The 19,959-nt window shown below is 66.0% G+C and carries 19 protein-coding genes and 1 other annotated feature; of the genes, 13 read left to right on the top strand and 6 right to left on the bottom strand.

Translation table 11 applies throughout. The features are described 5' to 3' along the window. Positions 1–112: 112 nt before the first annotated feature. The 5 genes from KQI11_RS10570 to KQI11_RS10550 all read left to right on the top strand — a co-directional run bounded on the left by KQI11_RS10570 (position 113) and on the right by KQI11_RS10550 (position 5,323). A complete protein-coding gene (locus tag KQI11_RS10570; protein WP_216402089.1) occupies positions 113–436 on the top strand; it encodes a FeoA family protein in 324 nt (107 codons plus the stop codon). Next, complete coding sequence (gene feoB, locus KQI11_RS10565) at positions 433–2,448, top strand: ferrous iron transport protein B (protein WP_216402088.1); 2,016 nt, start codon at positions 433–435, stop codon at positions 2,446–2,448. Before KQI11_RS10570 ends, feoB begins: the two co-directional genes overlap by 4 nt. Before the next feature lie 22 nt (positions 2,449–2,470). Beyond that, positions 2,471–2,674 carry a FeoB-associated Cys-rich membrane protein gene (locus KQI11_RS10560; protein ID WP_216402087.1) on the top strand — a complete coding sequence of 68 codons (204 nt, stop codon included), beginning with the start codon at positions 2,471–2,473 and terminating at the stop codon, positions 2,672–2,674. A gap of 813 nt (positions 2,675–3,487) precedes the next feature. Then, the gene (locus tag KQI11_RS10555; RefSeq protein WP_216402086.1) at positions 3,488–3,691 is read left to right on the top strand and encodes a hypothetical protein; all 204 of its coding nucleotides are present in this window, start codon (positions 3,488–3,490) and stop codon (positions 3,689–3,691) included. A 753-nt stretch (positions 3,692–4,444) separates the two neighbouring features. Beyond that, a complete protein-coding gene (locus KQI11_RS10550) occupies positions 4,445–5,323 on the top strand; it encodes an SPL family radical SAM protein (protein WP_216402085.1) in 879 nt (292 codons plus the stop codon). A gap of 76 nt (positions 5,324–5,399) precedes the next feature. Here the strand turns inward: KQI11_RS10550 and KQI11_RS10545 are convergent, their stop codons facing one another. Beyond that, positions 5,400–6,014, bottom strand: coding sequence for a Crp/Fnr family transcriptional regulator (locus KQI11_RS10545; RefSeq protein ID WP_216402084.1), 615 nt, complete (start codon positions 6,012–6,014; stop codon positions 5,400–5,402). 110 nt (positions 6,015–6,124) lie between these two features. On the opposite strand from KQI11_RS10545, the gene KQI11_RS10540 reads away from it, so the two are divergent. After that, the gene (locus tag KQI11_RS10540) at positions 6,125–7,078 is read left to right on the top strand and encodes a nucleoside hydrolase (protein WP_216402083.1); all 954 of its coding nucleotides are present in this window, start codon (positions 6,125–6,127) and stop codon (positions 7,076–7,078) included. Positions 7,079–7,093: 15 nt separating this feature from the next. Further along, positions 7,094–8,047, top strand: a complete 954-nt coding sequence (locus KQI11_RS10535) for a nucleoside hydrolase (protein WP_216402082.1) — start codon at positions 7,094–7,096, stop codon at positions 8,045–8,047. A 93-nt stretch (positions 8,048–8,140) separates the two neighbouring features. Here KQI11_RS10535 and KQI11_RS10530 read toward each other — a convergent pair whose 3' ends face one another. The 3 genes from KQI11_RS10530 to acpS form a co-directional block, all read right to left on the bottom strand. Further along, positions 8,141–8,509 (bottom strand): type II toxin-antitoxin system PemK/MazF family toxin, encoded by a 369-nt coding sequence (locus KQI11_RS10530; RefSeq protein ID WP_353653970.1) that lies wholly within the window; start codon positions 8,507–8,509, stop codon positions 8,141–8,143. Between the two features lie 283 nt (positions 8,510–8,792). Further along, the gene (locus KQI11_RS10525; RefSeq protein ID WP_185916585.1) at positions 8,793–9,335 is read right to left on the bottom strand and encodes a hypothetical protein; all 543 of its coding nucleotides are present in this window, start codon (positions 9,333–9,335) and stop codon (positions 8,793–8,795) included. A 77-nt stretch (positions 9,336–9,412) separates the two neighbouring features. After that, a complete protein-coding gene (acpS, locus tag KQI11_RS10520) occupies positions 9,413–9,766 on the bottom strand; it encodes a holo-ACP synthase (protein ID WP_216402081.1) in 354 nt (117 codons plus the stop codon). A 192-nt stretch (positions 9,767–9,958) separates the two neighbouring features. Beyond that, positions 9,959–10,195, top strand: a binding site (T-box leader). Positions 10,196–10,298: 103 nt separating this feature from the next. On the opposite strand from acpS, the gene pheS reads away from it, so the two are divergent. From pheS to KQI11_RS10490, 6 genes are all read left to right on the top strand, one after another. Continuing rightward, complete coding sequence (gene pheS / locus KQI11_RS10515; protein ID WP_185916583.1) at positions 10,299–11,312, top strand: phenylalanine--tRNA ligase subunit alpha; 1,014 nt, start codon at positions 10,299–10,301, stop codon at positions 11,310–11,312. A 498-nt stretch (positions 11,313–11,810) separates the two neighbouring features. After that, positions 11,811–14,186 carry a phenylalanine--tRNA ligase subunit beta gene (gene pheT, locus KQI11_RS10510; RefSeq protein ID WP_216402080.1) on the top strand — a complete coding sequence of 792 codons (2,376 nt, stop codon included), beginning with the start codon at positions 11,811–11,813 and terminating at the stop codon, positions 14,184–14,186. A gap of 76 nt (positions 14,187–14,262) precedes the next feature. Then, positions 14,263–14,508, top strand: a complete 246-nt coding sequence (locus KQI11_RS10505) for an IreB family regulatory phosphoprotein (RefSeq protein ID WP_021660717.1) — start codon at positions 14,263–14,265, stop codon at positions 14,506–14,508. Between the two features lie 293 nt (positions 14,509–14,801). Continuing rightward, positions 14,802–17,750, top strand: coding sequence for a leucine-rich repeat protein (locus KQI11_RS10500; protein WP_216402079.1), 2,949 nt, complete (start codon positions 14,802–14,804; stop codon positions 17,748–17,750). A gap of 131 nt (positions 17,751–17,881) precedes the next feature. Further along, positions 17,882–18,445: a bifunctional transcriptional activator/DNA repair enzyme AdaA gene (locus KQI11_RS10495; RefSeq protein WP_216402078.1), complete on the top strand. Its 564-nt coding sequence runs from the start codon at positions 17,882–17,884 to the stop codon at positions 18,443–18,445. Beyond that, positions 18,442–18,921, top strand: a complete 480-nt coding sequence (locus KQI11_RS10490) for a methylated-DNA--[protein]-cysteine S-methyltransferase (RefSeq protein WP_216402077.1) — start codon at positions 18,442–18,444, stop codon at positions 18,919–18,921. The genes KQI11_RS10495 and KQI11_RS10490 overlap by 4 nt, the downstream gene beginning before the upstream one ends. 314 nt (positions 18,922–19,235) lie before the next feature. On the opposite strand, the gene KQI11_RS10485 is transcribed toward KQI11_RS10490, so the two are convergent. Together KQI11_RS10485 and KQI11_RS10480 are read right to left on the bottom strand one after the other, a co-directional pair. Then, a complete protein-coding gene (locus KQI11_RS10485; protein ID WP_216402076.1) occupies positions 19,236–19,757 on the bottom strand; it encodes a hypothetical protein in 522 nt (173 codons plus the stop codon). Positions 19,758–19,792: 35 nt separating this feature from the next. Next, the gene (locus KQI11_RS10480; RefSeq protein WP_185916577.1) at positions 19,793–19,951 is read right to left on the bottom strand and encodes a hypothetical protein; all 159 of its coding nucleotides are present in this window, start codon (positions 19,949–19,951) and stop codon (positions 19,793–19,795) included. Positions 19,952–19,959: the final 8 nt, after the last annotated feature.

The raw sequence follows: 19,959 nt of genomic DNA, 5'->3' as shown, positions 1-19,959 counted from the left end.
AAGTTGTGAAAATTGTACAGACAGCTTCCCTTTTTCTTGACAATGCCGACAGGCAATAGTATGCTGTAAGCAGAGACTAACTTAGTGACGTGTGAAGAGGGGAAGTGCAGGTATGACATTGGACAAAGTGGCACCGGGGCAGGGGGGCGTCATCACCCAGGTGGGGGGCGAGGGGGTCCTCCGCCGCCGGCTGCTGGACATGGGGCTGACCCCCGGCACCCGGGTCTCGGTGCGCAAGATCGCCCCCATGGGCGACCCCATCGAGCTGTTTTTGCGCAGCTACGTGCTGACCATCCGCAAGGAGGAGGCGGCCAACATCGCCGTGGAGGGGGTGGGGGAAACCGCCCTCCCCCGCGCCGCCGAGCGCCGCCCCGAACCGGCGGCGGCAGGCGGCGGCAGACCGGCGGAGCACCGCAGGGGGAGGTGGGGCAGATGAGCTACCTGCTGGCCCTGGCGGGCAACCAGAACTGCGGCAAGACCACCCTCTTCAACGCCCTCACCGGCGCCAACCAGCACGTGGGCAACTTCCCCGGGGTGACGGTGGAGAAGAAGGAGGGCACCATCAAGCGCCAGAAGGACGCGGTGCTGGTGGACCTGCCGGGCATCTACTCCCTCTCCCCCTACACCTCGGAGGAGGTGGTGACCCGGGACTTTATTTTAAAGGAAAACCCCCTGGCCATCATCAACATCGTCGACGCCACCAACATCGAGCGCAACCTCTACCTGACGCTGCAGCTGATGGAGCTGCGCATCCCCATGGTCATCGCCCTGAACATGATGGACGAGGTGCGGGCCTCGGGCAACTCCATCGACGTGCCAAAGCTCAGCGAGCACCTGGGGCTGCCGGTGGTGCCCATCTCCGCCTCGAAAAAAGAGGGGATATCCGACCTGCTCGACGAGGTGCGCAAGGTCATCAAAAACCCGGTGCCGCCGGAAAAGCTGGACTTCTGCACCGGCGAGGTGCACAAGGCCATCCACTCCATCGCCCACATCGTCGAGGACCAGGCCAAGGCCGCCGGCTACCCGCTGCGCTTCGCCGCCACCAAGCTGGTGGAGGGCGACAAGCCGATGCACGAGGCCCTGGGGGTGCGCGGGGAGGAGTACCACATCGTCCACCACATCATCCACCAGATGGAGCGCAACCTGGGCACCGACCGGGAGGCCGCCCTGGCAGACATGCGCTACAGCTACATCGAAAAAATCTGCACCGACTGCGTCATCAAGCACCAGGAGACCCACGAGCAGATCCGCTCTGAAAAGATCGACCGGCTGCTGACCCACAAGTACCTGGGCATCCCCATCTTCTTCGGCATCATGTTCTTCATCTTCTGGTTGACCTTCGGGGTCATCGGCGAGCCCCTCAAGGGGCTGCTGGAGGAGGGGATCGCCGCCGCCACCGCCGCCTTTGGCGACCTGCTGGTGCGGGTGGGGGTCAGCGACTGGCTGCGCTCCCTCCTCATCGACGGGGTCTGCGTGGGGGTGGGCAGCGTCCTCTCCTTCCTCCCCATCATCGTGCTGCTGTTCTTCTTCCTCTCCATCCTGGAGGACAGCGGCTACATGGCCCGGGTGGCCTTTGTGATGGACAAACTGCTGCGCAAGATCGGCCTCTCCGGCCGCAGCTTCGTGCCCATGCTCATCGGCTTCGGCTGCTCGGTACCCGCCATCATGGCCACCCGCACCCTGGCCAGCGAGCGGGACCGGAAGATGACCATCGTCCTCACCCCCTTCATGTCCTGCAGCGCCAAGCTGCCCATCTACGCCATGATCACCGCCGCCTTCTTCCCCAAAAACGGGGCGCTGGTGATGATCTCCCTCTACCTCACCGGCATCCTGGTGGCCGTTCTCTCGGGGCTGCTGCTCAAGCGCACCCTCTTTCAAGGCGAGCCGGTCCCCTTTGTGATGGAGCTGCCGGCCTACCGCATCCCCTCGGCCAAGAGCGTGGCCCTGCACATGTGGGAAAAGGCCAAGGACTTCATCCGCAAGGCCTTCACCATCATCTTCCTGGCGGCCATCATCATCTGGTTTTTGCAGAGTTTCGACTGGCGGCTCAACGCGGTGCAAAACAGCGCCGACAGCATCCTCGCCTCCATCGGCTCCTTCATCGCCCCCCTCTTCACCCCCCTGGGCTTTGGGGACTGGCGGGCCTCCACCGCCCTGATCACCGGCATCACCGCCAAGGAGACGGTGGTCAGCACCCTCACCGTTCTCACCGGGGCCCAGAGCGGCGCCCAGCTGGGCCAGATCTTGGGGACCATCTTCACCCCCCTGTCGGCCTTCTCCTTTTTGGCCTTCACCGTCCTCTACATGCCCTGTGTGGCCGCCTTCGCCGCCGAGCGGCGGGAGCTGGGCAGCACCCGCGGGGCGCTGCTGGCCTCCCTCTACCAGACCGGCGCGGCCTATGTGGTCGCCCTGCTGATCTACCAGGTGGGGAGTCTCTTCATCCGCTGATTTCTCTTGGGAGGTGTTTTTTATGAGCGTTGCCGACTGGGTGGTCCTGGGGCTGCTGGCCCTCTGCGTGGCCGCCGTCATCCTCTTCCTGCGCCGCCAGAAGCGGCGGGGCGGGGGCTGCGCCGGCTGTTCCGGCTGCGCGGGCAGACAGGGCGGCGGCTGCGGGGGCTGCCCCTCCGCCGGGCCCTGCCCGCCGCCAGAGGGAGCGGGACATCGACCCCAATAACCGTCTTCTCAGAGGGGCGGGCCCAAAACGGCCCGCCCCTCTTTTCAGCCCAAATGTTGACAGTCCCTTCTCTGTTTGTTCACACCTTCTAAATAAATCGACCATCTTGCACAAAAACCAGGCAATCACTTTAACGAAAATGCAAATGGACTTCCAGCGGCCAATCGAATATACTGAAGGTGCAATAGGGAAGCAGAATGACAGACAGAATGGAGGAGATTCCAGTGCAGCAGTTTGACCCACAGCATTGTGGTGATTGCCCGTGCCGCGTCTTTGCTCGTTTCTCTGTGAGTTCCCTCGGCGGTTTGTCCTGGTGACCCTCGACCGATCACCCAGCGTGTAACTTCACAGTTCCCCAAAGCGAACCAAAGCGCGAGAATGCGCCGATCGATTTGTATCCTGCGCACGACAAACATCCAGCCCCTTGAAGTGTTTGTTTTACCGGCCCTCTGCAGCGGTGCAGAGAAGTTTCTGTGTAAGACCTGACCCCCGGCGTCCAAACCGCCGAGCAAGGGAGCGATCCTGACCCAGCGTTTTCGTGCAGTGCTTTATAAAAGGCGAATACCGGCCGTATGTGGGTATTTGACACCGTCCTCTCCCAAAAGAGGTGGCCATCAAAAAACTCCCTGGCACGGGCGATCCCACAATTTTTACAAGACAAGTTCATAGAGAAGAGAACGGGGCTGCCGCACTGCGACAGCCCTTCTTTTTTGCCGCGCCCCCATACCGGACAGACTGCCGCCGGTATTCTGTGCGATACTGCAAGGGTAAGACAGGCCCTCGGCCCGGGCCCCGCGCGAGGGGGAACCGCCGTTGGAGACCGTGCCCGCCAAACACCTGTTGCAAAAGACCCGCTCCCCCGCCTGGTTTGGCGCGGCGTGTAACCTCGACCTCTACCGGGGCTGCTGCCACTGCGACAGCCGCAGCGACGACTGCGACCGGGTGCGCTGCCAAGGAGAACGCCATCCCCCCTGCTGCTGCGGGAGCTGGCGGCCAAGCGACAGACCGGGGTGGTGAGCCCGGGGGTCATGGGCGACAGCTACAACCCCTTTTCTGTGCTATCCTGTAAATATCAAAGAGCGGGCCCAACCCCCGGGTCCCGCGCGGGGGGGAACCAACCTTGGAGACCGTGCCCGCCAAACATTTGCTGCAAAAGACCCGCTCCCCCGCCCGGTTTGGGACCGAGTACAACCGCGACCTCTAACGGGGCTGCTGCCACGGCTGCATCTACTGCGACAGCCGCAACGAGTGCTATCGCATCGACGACTTCGACCGGGTGCGCCGCCAAGGAGAACGCCATCCCCCTGCTGCGGCGGGAGCTGGCGGCCAAGCGCCAGACCGGGGCGGTGAGCCTGGGGGCCATGGGCGACAGCTACAACCCCTTTTCTGTGCTATCCTGTAAATATCAAAGAGCGGGCCCCCCCCCCCGGGCCCTGCGCGAGGGGGAACCAACCTTGGAGACCGTGCCCGCCAAACACCTGCTGCAAAAGACCCGCTCCCCCGCCCGGTTTGGCGCGGCGTGTAACCGCGACCTCTACCGGGGCTGCTGCCACAGCTGCATCTACTGCGACAGCCGCAGCGACGACTGCGACCGGGTGCGCGCCAAGGAGAACGCCATCCCCCTGCTGCGGCAGGAGCTGGCGGCCAAGCGGCAGACCGGGGTGGTGAGCCTGGGGGCCATGGGCGACAGCTACAACCCCTTTTCTGTGCTATCCTGTAAATATCAAAGAGCGGGCCCAACCCCGGGTCCCGCGCAAGGAGGAACCGCCATTGGAGACCGTGCCCGCCAAACACCTGCTGCAAAAGACCCGCTCCCCCGCCTGGTTTGGGACCGAGTACAACCTCAACCTCTACCGGGGCTGCTGCCACGGCTGCATCTACTGCGACAGCCGCAGCGAGTGCTACCGCATCGACGACTTCGACCGGGTGCGCGCCAAGGAGAACGCCATCCCCCTGCTGCGGCAGGAGCTGGCGGCCAAGCGCCAGACCGGAGTGGTGAGCCTGGGGGCCATGAGCGACAGCTACAACCCCTTTGAGGAGGGGCAGCGGCTGACCCGGCAGGCCCTGGGCCTCTTTTTGCGGCACGGCTTTGGCGCGGCCATCGCCACCAAGAGCGACCTGATCACCCGCGACCGGGCCCTGCTGGCCGAGCTCTCCGCCCAGGCGCCGGTCATCGTCAAGTTCTCCCTCTCCACCGCCGACGAGGGACTGGCCGCCCGGGTGGAGCCCCGCGCCCCCTCCCCCGCCCGGCGGCTGCGGGCGCTGGAACAGCTGTCGGCCGCCGGGGTGTTTGCCGGGGTGCTGCTGATGCCGGTGCTCCCCCTGCTGGAGGACGACCCGGACCAGGTGGTGGAGCTGGTGCGCCGGGCGGCGGACGCGGGGGCCCGGTTCGTCTACCCGGCCTTTGGGGTCACCCTGCGGCAAAACCAGCGCGCCCACTACTACCGTCAGCTGGACCGGCACTTCCCCGGCCTGGCGGAGCGGTACCGCGACCTGTACGGCGACGCCTACTGGTGCGCCTCCCCCCGCCACAGGGAGCTCTACGGCGTCTTCTCCGCCGCCTGCCAGCGGCGGGGCCTGCTCTACACCATGGAGGAGATCGTGCGCGCCTACAAGCCCCCCCGCGCCGAGCAGCTCTCGCTGTTTTGACCCCCGCCGCCCGGGGGATGCCGCCACAAAAAAACAGAGGACCCGGACAAGCCGCCGGGCCCTCTGCTCTTTATCTCTATCCCTCGCCGCCCTCTCCCCCCAAAGGGAGGAGGGTGACCGTCCCCCGGCCGCACCGCACCAGCCCCTCTTTTGCCAGGGCGGCCAGGGCCCGGTTGACGCTGCGCATGGGCGCCTTTACCTGAGCGGCCAGGGCCTGTTTGTCAATCGCCCCGCGGCGGCCCATCTCCCGCCAGCTCTGCAGGCAGGCGCGCACCCGCTCCTTGACGCGCAGGAGCTGCAGCTGGGTGGCGTTCTCGGCGTACCGGCGCATCTGCTGCGCCAGGTGGCGGATGAGGGCGGTGGTGAGGGCAAAGTCCCGCTCCATCCACTCCAGCAGGTAGTCCCGGTCCAACTGCAAAACGGTGCAGTCGCTGGCGGCCACCACCTCGATGGTCTTGAGCCCCTCGCAGAAGATCTCCAGTTCCCCGAAGAGGTCCCCCTCGCCGTAGCGGTCCACCAGGGCGGTGGCCCCGCTCTCGTCCGCCACCCAGGCCATGGCCGTCCCCCGCTCCACCATGTAGATGCAGCGGTTCTCCTCCCCCGCCAGCAGCACCGGCTCCCCCTTGCAAAAGGTGCGCCGGTGCAGCCCGCCTCTCAGGTCTTCCGGCATCCGCTCAAAAAATTCCCGCATCTTTTTCTCCTTCGGGTCAATTGACCTGTTTTCATTCTACCGGCCGCCCTATACTGTTGTCAAGGGATCCCAACCGGCCGCCCTGGGCGGCAAGAGAGGAGAGTATGCAGATGAAAAGACCCATTGTGATCGACACCGACACCGGCTCCGACGACGCGGTGGCCCTGGTGCTGGCGCTGCGCGACCCCGCGGTGGAGGTGCTGGCCATCACCACCGTGGCGGGGAACGTGGGGGTCGAGCAGGCCACCCAAAACGCCCTGATGACCATCGACTACGCCGAGCGGGAGACCCCGCCGGTCTACCAGGGGTGCGCCAAGCCCCTCTACCACCCCCACATCTCGGCCGAGGGGGTGCACGGGGAGGACGGGATGGGCGACCTGGGCACCCTGGTCCCCAGCGCCCGACTGCCCGAAAAGGAGCACGCCGTGGACGCCCTGATCGCCCTGGGGCGCAGGGGCGGGGTGGAGCTGTTGGCCCTGGGGCCCCTGACCAACGTCGCCCTGGCCATGATGAAAGACCCCGAGGCCATGCGGGGCTACACCCACATCACCCTGATGGGCGGGGCCTACACCAAGGGGAACACCGGCCACCTGGCCGAATTCAACCTCTGGGAGGACGCCGAGGCGGCCGACTACGTCTTCACCTTCGGCGTTCCCATCACCATGGTCACCATTGAGGCCTGCCGGGACGAGGCCAAGCTCACCCGGGACGACTGCGACCGCATCAAGGCCGCCGGCTCCCGCTGCGGGGACTTCTGCGTGGACTGCAACCGCACCCTCTACGAGGCCAGCGCCCGCTACGGCGAGCCCTACTTCACCCTGCCCGACGCGGTGGCCGCCGCCGTGCTGCTGCGCCCCGACCTGGTGGCCGAGCAATTTGACAGCTACACCCGCATCGAGTGCCAGAGCGAACTGGCCTACGGGGCCACCGTCAACGACCGGCGGCCCCGGGACCGGGTGGAATTCGTCTCGAAGAAGTCCACCTTCCCCCCCTTCAACTGTCGGGTGGTACACCGGCTAAAAGCGGCGGAATTCAAAGAGTGGATGATCGCGCTGATCGCGTAGAGAGGAGAGAGCGCTGTGAAAAAAATCATTCTCGACACCGACACCGGGTCCGACGACGCGGTGGCCATCGTCATGGCCCTGCGGGACCCGGGGGTCCGGGTGCTGGCCTGCACCACCGTCTCGGGCAACATCGAGGTGGAACAGGCCACCTACAACTGCCTGCAGTCCATCGACTACGCCGGCACCTATCGCCCGCCGGTCTACAAGGGGGCGCGGCGCCCCCTGCAGGAGGAATATGAAAACGCCGACCAGGTGCACGGACAGGACGGGATGGGCGACCTGGGCACCCTGCGCCGACCCGCCGACAGCCCCGCGCCGGAATTCGCCGTGGACGCCCTGCTGCGCCTCCTGCGGGAGGGGGCGGGCGACATCGAGCTGGTGGCCATCGGCCCCCTCACCAACCTGGCCCTGGCCATCCTCCAGGAGCCGGAGACCATGAACAAGGTGCCCCACATCACCATCATGGGGGGCGCGCACCCCTACCACAACCCCCACACCGTCTGGGCGGAGTTCAACATCATGTGCGACCCCGAGGCCGCCCAGGTGGTCTTCTCCTCCGGCATCCCCTTCACCCTGGTCACCCTGGAGGCCTGCTGGGGCGACATGCGCTTTGACGAGAGCGACATCGCCCGCTTTCGCGCCCGCAGCGAAGCCGGCGCCTTCTGTGTCGACTGCAACCGCACCGCCATCGACCTGGCGCGCAAACTGCACGGCGAGGGCAGCTTCGACCTGCCCGATGCCGCCGCCATGGCGGCGCTGCTGCGGCCCGAACTCGTCAAGACCAGCTTCCCCAGCTACACCCAGGTGGACTGCAAGGGCCGCTTCACCCGGGGGGCCACCCTCTTCGAGCCGATCGAGCGCCGCTTTGTCACCGACGCCTTCGGCTTCGAAAAGCACTGCCCCAACTCCACGGTGGTCACCGAGATGGACGGGGCGGGCTTTAAGGAGTACCTCATGGAGCTCCTCTAACTTTCTTCACCTTCTCCAACAAAACGCCACAGGGCGGCCGGGAATACTCCCGGCCGCCCCTCTTTTTGCGGTGTCACACGCCCCCAGGTCGCTTTATGTATGGGGGTTCCCCAAACCAAAGCTGACGCTCAAGGCGTGGTCGATTTGATCCATAGCGCCCGTATCCAGCTGCCCCATCCGCTCCTTGAGGCGGGTCTTGTCGAGGGTCCTGACCTGCTCCAACAGGATGATGGAGTTCTTGGCCAGCCCACAGGTCCCCCCGGTCACCGAGATGTGGGTGGGCAGGTGGTTTTTGTCCTTCTGACTGGTGATGGCTGCGGCGATGACGGTGGGGCTGTGGCGGTTGCCCACGTCGTTTTGGACGATGAGCACCGGGCGCACGCCCCCCTGTTCCGAGCCCACCACCGGGCTCAAGTCGGCGTAGTAGATCTCCCCGCGCTTGACGGTATTCACGTCTGTCACACTCCCAAAAGAAAATTGCGAAAGTCGCCCGCCGCGGTCCGCGGCTGCTGCCTGCACCCATAGTTTGGCCCGCTGCGGCTCCCCTTAAACACGGGAGGTGTACCCCATTCTATTTTTTGGAAGTGGCTTTGGTGTGGCCGCCGGGCCGCCCTGCCGCCCGCCCCCGAAGGGAGGGCGCAAAAAAAGGCGGGGAGCAGCCGGCCGACCGGCTTTTCCCCGCCTTTTTGCGTCTAAAAAATGGCCGCGAACAGGACCGGCGGCCCGGACAGAGGGACCGCCCCCCTCACGAGACGGCCTTGAAGTTCTCCACCGCGATGCGGGTCTTGGCCCGCTCCCCCTCGCCGCCGTAGGTCATCTCCAGGGGGGCGAGGGTCTCCCCGTCAAAGGTGAGGGTGTAGGGGCCGTTTGCATCCTCTCCCCGCACGGTGATGCGGCCCTTCTTCTCGGTGACCTTGCAGTTTTGGGCCTTGAACAGGGTCTTGATGACGTTGGCCACCGCCGTCCCCCGCATCGGCGCCCCGCCGGGGTTGATGCGCAGCCCCCCATAGGTGAAGGAGAGGTCGGCGATGGTGATGGTGCAGCCCAACCCCTTGAGGGTCTCCGGGCTCTGCACCGTGAACTGGTAGGTGCCCTCCGCCGTCTTTTCCAGGTCGAGGGCGCAGGAAAAGCCCTCGCTCTCCACCGTCACATCGCAGGTAAAGGCCCCTTCAAAGGCGGTGGTGGGGTTTTTCACCCCCGCTCCCCCGTCCTTCTTGCAGCCGGCCAGCCCGCCCAGACAGCACAGCAGCGCCAGGGCGGCGGCCCACCCCCTCTTTGTCCGCGTCATCGCCTCTCCCGCCTTTCCCACAAACTGGTTCCCTCTACTTCTATGCAGAGAGGGGGCCGTTCATGTGCCGGAGCGGGCTAGAGCATCACCACAAAGGCCACGGCCTGGGTCCGGTCGTGGCTGATGCTCACGTCGATGGCCCCGCCCCCCGCCAGCGCCTGGGCGCGGGGGGAGAGGGAGAGCACCGGCTTGCCCCGGCGGTCTCTTAGCACCGAGATGTCCTGAAAGCCGACCCCGCGAAAGCCGGTGCCCAGGGCCTTGACAAAGGCCTCCTTGGCCGCCCAGATGCCGGCGGCCGTCTCGGCCGGGTGGCGGCGCGACGCCAACAGCGCCCGCTCCCCCTCGGTGAAACAGCGCGCCAAAAAGCGCGGATTTTCCAGGCAGCGGCGCACCCGCTCGATCTCGACGATGTCCACCCCACAGCGCAGCACAGCACAACTCCCCTTCTTTACAAACAGTGTATCGGCGGCCCGGGCAAAGGCGGGTTTCCAGTAAACGGGCCGACAAGGGCCCCTTCCGCGCGCCCGTTATCTTTTCCCACTATACCAAATTCTGTCTGACTTTTCAAAAATTCGGCGGGCGGGGTGTTGAAACCGCCCAAAAAATGTGGTAGAGTAGGGGCAGTAAACGCAGTGACGAAGGAAAGTAACCGTCCACAGACCGCCTCACAGAGAGGGCCCGGCCGCTGAAAAGGGCCCGAGGCGGGCGGGCGGCGAAGTTCCCTTCCGAGCGGCCCCGCTGAACGGCTTGTCTCAATAGGCGGGGACGGCAGGCCCCGTTACGGTTAAAAGAGTGTTTGCTCTATTGGCAAAAATCAGGGTGGTACCGCGGAAGCTGTTGACACGGCCTTCGTCCCTATAACAGGGGGCGAAGGCCGTTTTGTTTTCTCCCCCGTTCCCCGGCCGGGGCAGCGGCCAAAAAACGGGAGGGGCCCACGCCCCTCCGCAAAAAAGGAGTACAGAGATGAAAGAGGCACTGAAGAGGATCGAAGAGGAGGCGCTGGCCCAAATCGCCGCCGCCGAGGAGGGGCTTGACGAGCTGCGGGTCAAATACCTGGGCAAAAAGGGCGAGCTCACCGCCATCTTGAAGCAGATGGGCGGTCTCTCGGCCGAGGAGCGGCCGGTGGTCGGCCAGCTGGCCAACCGGGTGCGCGGCGGCATTGAGGAGGCCATCGCTCAGAAGACCGCCCAGCTGAAGGCCGAGAAGCTGGCCCGCCAGCTGGAGAGCGAGTCCCTGGACGTCACCATCCCCGGGCGGGCGCCCAAACTGGGCAAAAAACACCCCCTGACCCAGGTGCTCGACGACCTGACCGAAATCTTTTTGGGGATGGGCTTCTCGGTGGCCACCGGCCCCGAGGTGGAGTACGACTACTACAACTTTGAGGCCCTCAACCTCCCCCCCGACCACCCGGCCCGGGACACCCAGGACACCTTCTACATCACCGACAAGGTGCTGCTGCGCACCCAGACCTCCCCAGTGCAGGTGCGGGTGATGGAGCAGCAGAAGCCCCCCATCAAGATCATCGCCCCCGGGCGGGTCTACCGCTCCGACGCGGTGGACGCCACCCACGCCCCGGTCTTTCACCAGATCGAGGGGCTGGTGGTGGACAAAAACATCACCATGGCCGACCTGAAGGGCACCCTCAACACCTTCATCAAAAAGCTCTACGGGCCCGACACCGTCACCCGGTTTCGCCCCCACCACTTCCCCTTCACCGAGCCCTCGGCCGAGGTGGACACCCAGTGTTTCGCCTGCCACGGCAAGGGCTGCCGCCTCTGCAAGGGCGAGGGGTGGATCGAGCTGCTGGGCTGCGGGATGGTGCACCCCAAGGTGCTGGAAAACTGCGGCATCGACCCAGAGGAGTACTCCGGCTTCGCCTTCGGCATCGGCCTGGAGCGCATCGTCATGCGCCGCTACAACATCGACGACCTGCGGCTGTTCTCCGACAACGACCTGCGGTTTTTGAACCAGTTCTAAAGGGTGCGAAGGGGACTGCCGTCCCCCTCGCAAACTCCCCCGGCGCGGCCTTCGCTCCGCCGCGAAGACCGCGAGAGGAGTTTTTTCGGCGGCAGAGCTGCCGGAAAAACAGATTCGTGCAGAGCCGCGCAAAAGGGGCTGGCTGTCCGGGCGCATCGGATGCGCCGGTAGGGCCGTGAGAAAGCCGGATACAAATGCTGAAGGGCTGACCGGTGCCCCGATGCCCCAGGGACAGCAGCGACGCTGGGAAGACAGGTGGACGGCGGGAGCGCCCGAGAACGGCTGGCTCCCGAGCGCATCGGATGCACCGGCAGGGCTGCCGAGAAAGCCGGATACAAGTGCCGAGGGGTTGACCGGTACGCCCCGATACCTCAAGGACAGCAGCCGCGCCGCCGGGAAATTGGTGGGCGGTCAGAAGCCGCCAAGCGGTCTCTCCGCCCCGCGCAAAAGGGGCGGCAACATCCCATTTTCTTACACAAACAGATGGAGGAATCGAGTATGAACCTTTCTTATAAATGGCTGCAGGACTACACCCCCTGCGACCTCGCCCCCCGCGCCTACGCCGAGGCCATGAGCCTCTCGGGCTCCAAGGTCGAGGGCTGGTCCAGTCTGGCCGACGAAATCAAAAACGTGGTGGTGGGACAGGTAGTCTCCATCGCCTCCCACCCGCGCGCCGACAAACTGGTGGTCTGCCAGGTGGAGGTGGGCCGGGGCGAGCCCCTGCAGATCTGCACCGGGGCGGCCAACCTGAAGCCCGGCGACAAGGTGCCGGTGGCCCTGCACGACAGCAATCTGCCCGGCGGGGTGCACATCCAGCGGGGTGAGCTGCGGGGCGAGATCTCCGACGGGATGATGTGCTCCTTTGCCGAACTGGGCCTCACCATCCACGACTGCCCGGACCAGCGCGAGGACGGCATCATGGTGCTGGAGCCCGACGCCGTCGTCGGCCAGGACATTGTGAAGGCGCTGGAGCTGGACGACCTGTCGGTGGAGTTCGAGATCACCTCCAACCGGCCCGACTGCCTCTCGATGATCGGCCTGGCGCGGGAGACCGCCGCCACCCTGGACCGGCCCCTGCACCTGCCCGCGCCCACCGTGGAGCGCGAGAGCGGCGACATCGCCGACTACCTGAAGGTGGACGTGGAGAGCGACCTCTGCCTGCGCTACGCCGCCCGGGTGATCAAAAACGTCAAGATCGGCCCCTCCCCCAAGTGGATGCGCGACCGGCTGCGGGTCTGCGGGGTGCGCCCCATCTCCAACATCGTCGACATCACCAACTATGTGATGCTGGAGTACGGCAACCCCATGCACGCCTTTGACTACGACCGGGTCGCCGGGCACCACATCATCGTCCGCACCGCCAGAGAGGGAGAACACCTGGTCACCCTGGACGACGTGGACCGCACCCTCACCCCCGAAATGCTGGTCATCGCCGACGAGGCCGGCCCCTCGGTGGTCGCCGGCATCATGGGCGGCGAGCAGTCGGGCATCAGCGACGAGACCACCACCGTCATCTTCGAGGGCGCCTGCTTCTCGGGCCCCTCGGTCCGCCGCACCAGCAAGAAGCTGGGGCTGCGCAGCGAGAGCTCGGCCCGCTATGAGAAGGGGCTCGACCCCAACACCTGCATGAGCGCCCTGATGCGCGCCTGCCAGCTGGTGGAGGAGCTGGGCTGCGGCGAGGTGGTCGGCGGGGTGATCGACTGCTACAAAAACCCGCTGAAGCCCTGGAAGATCGCCCTGGACGAGGGCTACATGAACCGCTTTTTGGGCATCGACATCCCCCGCAGCGAGATGGAGGAGTACCTGACCCGCCTGGGCTTTGGCATCGACGGCGGCGACGTGGTGGTGCCCACCTTCCGCGCCGACGTGGAGCACAAGGCCGACGTGGCCGAGGAGATCGCCCGCATCTACGGCTACGACAAGATCCCCGCCACCCTGGCCAAGACCGCCGACGAGGCCGAGCTGACCGAGGAGCAGAAATTCAAGCGCGCCGTGGGCGGCGCCCTGGTGGGGATGGGGCTCAACGAGATCATCACCTACACCTTCATCAGCCCCAAGTACTACGACAAGATCGACCTGCCCGCCGAGAGCCCCCTGCGCGACAGCGTCACCATCCGCAACCCCCTGGGCGAGGACACCAGCGTCATGCGCACCACCGCCATCCCCTCCATGTTGGAGGTGCTGGCCCGCAACTACGCCAACCGCAACCTCTGCTGCCAGATGTACGAGATCGCCACCGAGTACCGCAAACAGGGCGGCCCCGACGACCTGCCCGACGAGAGCGAGGCCGTCCTCGTCGGGATGTACGGCGGGGAGAGCGACTTCTACCGCCTCAAGGGGGTCGTGGAGAACCTGCTGGAGGCCACAGGGGTGAAAGACGCCGTCTTCCTGCCCGAAAAGAGCGACCCCACCTTCCACCCCGGCCGCTGCGCCAAGCTGCTGCTGGGCGGGGAAGAGGCGGGCACCCTGGGCGAGATCCACCCCCACGTGGCCCAGAACTACGGCATCAAGCAGAAGGTCTATCTGGCCCGCATCCCCCTGGCGGGGCTGCTGAAAAACGCCCGCAGGGAAATCAGCTACCGGCCGCTGCCCAAGTTCCCCGCCACCACCCGCGACCTGGCCCTGGTCTGCGACGAGGCGGTGCTGGTGGGCGACATCTCCCGCGCCATCGCCGAGAGCGCCGGCAGCCTGCTGGAAGGGGTGGAGTTCTTCGACATCTACCGCGGCAAGCAGATCGGCGAGGGGAAAAAGAGCGTCGCCTACAAGCTGATCTTCCGCTCGGACAGCGAGACCCTCAAGGACGAGCACGCCGACGCGGCCGTGGAGCGGGTGCTGGCGGCGCTGAAGCCCCTGGGCATCACCCTGCGCAGCTAATATTTTCCAGATGTGGACGGCATTTTTCTTGATTCTTGGGGCAGGATAGTGTATCCTACAAAGAGAGGTGATCGCTATGCAGGACAAAACCATGACCTTTTCCATCTATGAGGACAAGGAGGACGAGACCCGCCGCATCCTCACCCAGGTCTACGACGCCCTGAAACACAAGGGCTACAACCCCATCAACCAGATCGTGGGGTACATCCTGTCCGAGGACCCCACCTACATCACCACCTACGACAACGCCCGCAGTCTGGTGCGCAAGCTGGACCGCGACGAACTGCTGCGCACCCTGGTCAAATCCTACCTGGGCGAATAGGCGCTCTGCCATCTGAGATCCGCCCGCCGCCCCCTGCCGGGACGGCGGTAAAGGGACGCGGACTCCCCCTTCGGGAGTTCGCGCCCCTTTTTTGTTTTCCTTGCCAAGGCCCTGACAGAGATGTATCATAAAGGGGAAATAATTTTACATCTTGCAAAGGGGAAATAAACGGGCGCCCCTGCAAACAGGCAGGGGCGCAAAGCCACAGGGTCTTCTGCACGGGGAATGGCGGCGGCCGGTCGCCGCATTCGCCCCTGCTGCGGGGCCAGTTGGCAAAAAGAGGGGGTTTTACCGTGAGATTTGCAAAGAGACAGCGGGGGATGGTCGCCCTCGCCCTGCTGGTGGCGCTGGCCGCCCTGTCGCTCTCCACCTGGGCGGAGGAGGCCCCTTATGCCGGGCCGGTCTTCACCTGGGCGGCGGCGGGGGACGGGGTCGCCGTCACCGGCTTTGACGACCGGTACCTCGCCTCCCTCACCGAGGCGCAGAGGGGGGACATCGCCATCGCCATCCCCGAAACCATCGGCGGCAAGCCGGTGACCGCCATCGGCGATCTGGCCTTTTACAACAACACCCACCCCTCGTACAAGGACTGCCGGTTCACCTCGCTGGACCTCTCCCAGGCGACCCATCTGGTCCAGATCGGGGAGATGGCCTTTGACAGCCACAGCGAGCTCACCGGCCCGCTGGCCCTCCCCGCCTCGCTGGAGACCATCGGCAAACAGGCCTTTATGGGCTGCCGGTTCACCGGCTCCCTCGACCTGCCCGACGCCCTCACCACCCTGGGGCAGGGGGCCTTCAAGTACAACACCGGCCTCACGGGGGTGCATTTTCCCGCCGGGCTGACCGCCATTGAAAACGCGGCCTTTTCAGGCTGCACCGGTCTGTCGGGGGAACTGGCCCTCCCGAAGTCCCTCGAGAAGATCGGCGCCCAGGCCTTTCAGTCCTGCACCGCCCTCACCGGCACCCTGGTCCTGCCCGAGGGGCTGACCTTCCTGGGCTCCCAGGCCTTTTACGGGACCAATTACTCCACCGCCGTCCTCCCCACAGACCCCGCGGTCGTTCTGGAAAACGGCGGCACCGCCTTTCGCAGCTGCACCCGGCTGACCGCCCTCCTCTGCACCGGGGAGAACTACGCCGCCTACAGCCAATCCCTCACCTATGCCGACGCCAAAAAGCTGCTGGGCTACCCGGTGCGCGTCTCCTATACCGACGGCTCGGCCCCCGCCCTCGAGCGGCTCTTTGGCCGCCCCCTCAACCTGGTCAAGGGCGCAGACGGCCACTGGGCGACGGACAATAGCTTTGCCCTGCCGGCGGACGACGGCGGCAGCGGCTACCTGACCCGGTGGAGCTTTGCCGAGGGGGGGAGCGCCGTCTCCCCCACCAGCGCGGTGAGCGGCGCCACCCTCTACCCCGTTCGCGGCTACGCCGACCCGGTGCTGACCCCCAGCGACAGCCGGGTCTCCAAGGTGTATGACGGCCGGCCCGCCGAGTTGAAAATCGACATCTCCCACCCCCTCAAGGGCGACGAGGTCTTTTTCTACTGCATGTGGACCAAGGTCCACAACTACCAAAAGGACAAAGACAGGTGGTCCGCCGACAACTGCTGGACTGCCGTCGACGTGGCCGACAGCGCCCCCGGCGGCGGCGACTGGTACCAGGTGACCGTCTACGGCTACGACTACGCCACCAAGACCAACTTCTACAAGAGCCAGACCCACTACTTCTACCTCGACATCCAGCCGGCCGACGCCACCGTGCTGCCCGTCTGCGCCGGGGACGCCCCGCTGGGGTCCGGCCTCCCCACCCTGGCCCTGGGCGAGGGCAGCACCCCCGGCGCCATCGCCTGGGAGGAGGGCCAGACCCCGGTGGCCGGCACCGCCAACTACCGCTGGACCTTTGAGCCCGACAGCGACAACTACCGGGGCGCGGGCGGCGAGGTGGCGCTGACCCTGCACCCGGCCCCGGACATCGCCGTCGAGGCGGGGGCGGGCGGCGCTGTCAGCCGGGAGGGGGAGATCCTCTGGGGGGAGGACGCGGTCTACCGCCTCTCCCCCGACCCCGGCTACCGGGTGGACGCCGTTCTGGCCGACGGCGTCCCGGTGGCGGCGACAGGGCGCTACACCTTCCCCCAAATCAGCGGGCCCCACACCCTGCAGGTCACCTTTGCCCCCCTGCGGGCGGAGGAGGCCGAGGAGATGATCGACGCCCTGCCCCCGCTGGACGGCGATCTCGCCCCCGAAGAGCAGGCCGCGGAGGAGGAGGCCGCCCTCGCCGCCAAGGTGCACACCGAGGCCCTGAAAAAGGGCGGCACTGCGCTCTCCGCCGGGGCGCAGGACGCCCTCAACGCCGCCCTGGCCCAGCTCTCCACCGTGACAGTGGAGGGACCGGACCACCCCGCCGTCGCCCTCAACCGGCCCGCCGCCCTCCTCTCCAACATGAGCCAGGAGGAGGCGGCCGCCCTGCAGGCGGGGGAAATCAGCCACTACCGCCTCTCCCTGCAGCGCGGCAGCGCCGCCCCCGACGGCCGGGAGCAGGCGGCCATTGAGACCGCCGCCCAGGGGTACGCCCTGGCCGACCAGCACAGCCTCACCCTGCAAAAGATCATCACCCGGGGGGAAGACACCGAGGTGGTGACGGTCGAGCGGCTCGCCGCGCCCATCTCCCTCACCTTCGCCGTTCCCCCCACCCTCCAAGCGCCCGACGGCATCGCCCGGACACACGCCGTTCTGCGCACCCACCAGGCCCCTGACGGCAGCTGGACGGCCGAAATTTTGGAGGATGTGGACAGCAGCGCCGCCACCGTCACCGTGCTGACCGACCGCTTTTCCACCTACACCCTGGTCTACCGGGACGAGGTGGTCGCCCCCGGGCGCTGCACCGTCCGCTTTGCCGGCACCGGGCTGGCGGACATCGAGGCCGCAGTCGGCAGCCTGCTGCCCCAACCCGCAGACCCGGTGAAAGAGGGGTACCGCTTTGGCGGCTGGTACCAGGACGGGGGCTGTACCCTCCCCTGGGACTTTGCCGCCGACCGGGTGGAGGGGGATCTCACCCTCTACCCCCAGTGGATCCCCCTGGAAGGGACGCCGGGCGAGGGAGCGACCCCCGCCCCTTCGCCCGCCCCTACCCCTGCCGAGGGGCCGCCGGCCGAGACCGGCGACACCGGTCTCCCCCTGGCCGCGGGGGCGCTGGCCCTCCTCGCCGCGGGGGCGGTCGCCGTCTCCCGCGCCCGAAAGCGGCGGTAACCTCGCGCCCGATGGCGGGGCCCTTTTGCGGCCCCGCCATTTTTTCTGCCCCGCCGAATTTCTTCCCGCCAAACAGGAAGATTTTTGGGCCGGAACATGGTACACTGGGAGGCAGAGAGGGGGTGCGGCAGATGGACGACGAGGAGAGGTGGCGGGCGGTGCGGGACTGCGACCCCGCCTGGGACGGGCGCTTTTTCTACGGGGTGAAAACCACCGGCATCTACTGCCGGCCCTCCTGCCGCTCCCGCCTGCCCGGCCGGCAGAACATCCGCTATTTCCCCAGCGCCCGGGCCGCCGAGGAGGCCGGTTACCGCCCCTGCAAGTGCTGCCGCCCCGACCTGGCCGCCTACCGGCCGGAGGAGGAGTTGGCGCGGGCCGCCGCCGGGTGGCTGGAGGAGCACCTATCCCGGCCCGACGCGCTGCGCGCGCTGCCGGGGGCCCTGGGGGTAAACGGCGACCACCTGCGGGCCCTCTTTCGCCGCCAGCGGGGCGAGACCCCCGCCGCCTTTCTGGCCCGCCGCCGGGTGGAGGCGGCCTGCCGGGCCCTGAAAGAGGGGGACGCGCCCATTTTACAGGTCTCCCAGGCGGTGGGGTTTGCCAGCCTGTCGGCCTTTTACGCCGCCTTCCGGCGGCAGGTCGGACTGTCGCCGGGGCAGTACCGCCAAAACACGTTGTCAAAGGAGAGGTGTCTATGAAGACCATCTGTTGGAGAGAGAGCCCCATCGGCCCCCTGGGGGTGGGGGAGGAGGACGGCGCCATCACCCTGATCCTCTTTGCGGGGCAGCAGCCCCCCGAGGGCTACCGCGAGGGGGAGACCCCCCTGCTGCGGGAGGCCTGGGCGCAGTTGGAGCGCTATTTCGCAGGCGAGCTGCGGCAGTTCTCCCTCCCCCTGGCCCCGGCCGGGACCCCCTTTCAGCAGGCGGTCTGGCGGGCGCTGGAGGAGATCCCCTACGGCGAGACCCGCAGCTACGGGGAGATCGCCGGCCGGGTGGGCAGGCCCAAGGCCAGCCGGGCGGTGGGGGCGGCCAACCACCGCAACCCCATCCCCATCGTCATCCCCTGTCACCGGGTCATCGGCGCGGGGGGGACCCTCACCGGCTACGGCGGCGGGCTGGACAGAAAGAAGCTGCTGCTGGACTTGGAGCGGCAAAACCGCCCCCCAAAGGGCTGAACCGCCTGCCCTTGCCCTCCCTTGCCCTCCATTGCCCCCCATTGCCCCCCATTGCCCCCCCTCGCCCTGCTCGGCAAGCCCTCCCCCGCTGTGTAAACGCGCTGCCACTGCGCGGGAGGGGCGGCTTTCCCCCAAACAGCCAAACAGAGCAAGGGACGGGCGCGACTTTTACAAGTCGCGCCCGTCCCTTTATTTGTCTGCCCTTATGTGCTGGAAATGCCCCATGGCAACGGGGGGACGGAGGCCGGCCCATCGGGCCGGCAGTGGGCCATTCGGCCCAACAGAAGCGCCCATTTTTACAGGCCCCTCCTGCGCTAGCTCTTCTCCAAGATCTTGCTGCCGAATTGCTCTATGAAATCCTTTGCGCTCTCCCAATCCTCTATTTCCACTTTGGTGATCCTCTCCAATGCCATGCAACAGATATACTCGTACAGGCCCTGATGCGGGCTCTTGTACAGGATCAAGTACAGCGGTTTTGCCGCTGCGTTCCCCATCTCTAAAACTTCTTGAAATTGCTCGCTCTCCAACGTGTAGGTGTACCAACCGGCGCCAAAAGCAAATTCCGGGTCTTCTCTCTCCCTTTTCTCTATTTCGCCGGTCAGCTCCTGCAACAGAGCAGCCACCCGTTCCAAGACTGCTGTGTCCACAGCCTCCATCAGCTTTTCTTCGTCTACGCCATCTGCCAAAATCTCATTCCAAGTGATTTCAGTTGACTCACTGCTGCTGTTTTCCCCTGGGCTGCTGCTGTTGCCCATATCCCCTATATTTCCGTTTTGACATCCTGTAAAATAGAACACCATTACGCCCGATAGTATAAATGCCAATGCTTTTTTCACATATTTTTCCTCACCAAATGCCGACTGGGGGTCGTCTATTTCTCGTCGCCGTGCTTTTTACGCTGTCCGACGATCGCCATGACGGCCGCAAAAAAGCACAGGGCCGCGGCGCCCCATGCCGCGGGATGCCCCATCAGCCCGGCCACACAAAAGCAGACCGCCACGATGAGCAGGACCCAATAAAATCCCTTCATACCTGTCT

It is taken from the genome of Acetanaerobacterium sp. MSJ-12 (assembly GCF_018917875.1).
GTDB lineage: Bacteria > Bacillota > Clostridia > Oscillospirales > Ruminococcaceae > Bittarella > Bittarella massiliensis.
This window is presented reverse-complemented; position numbering and strand designations above follow the sequence as displayed.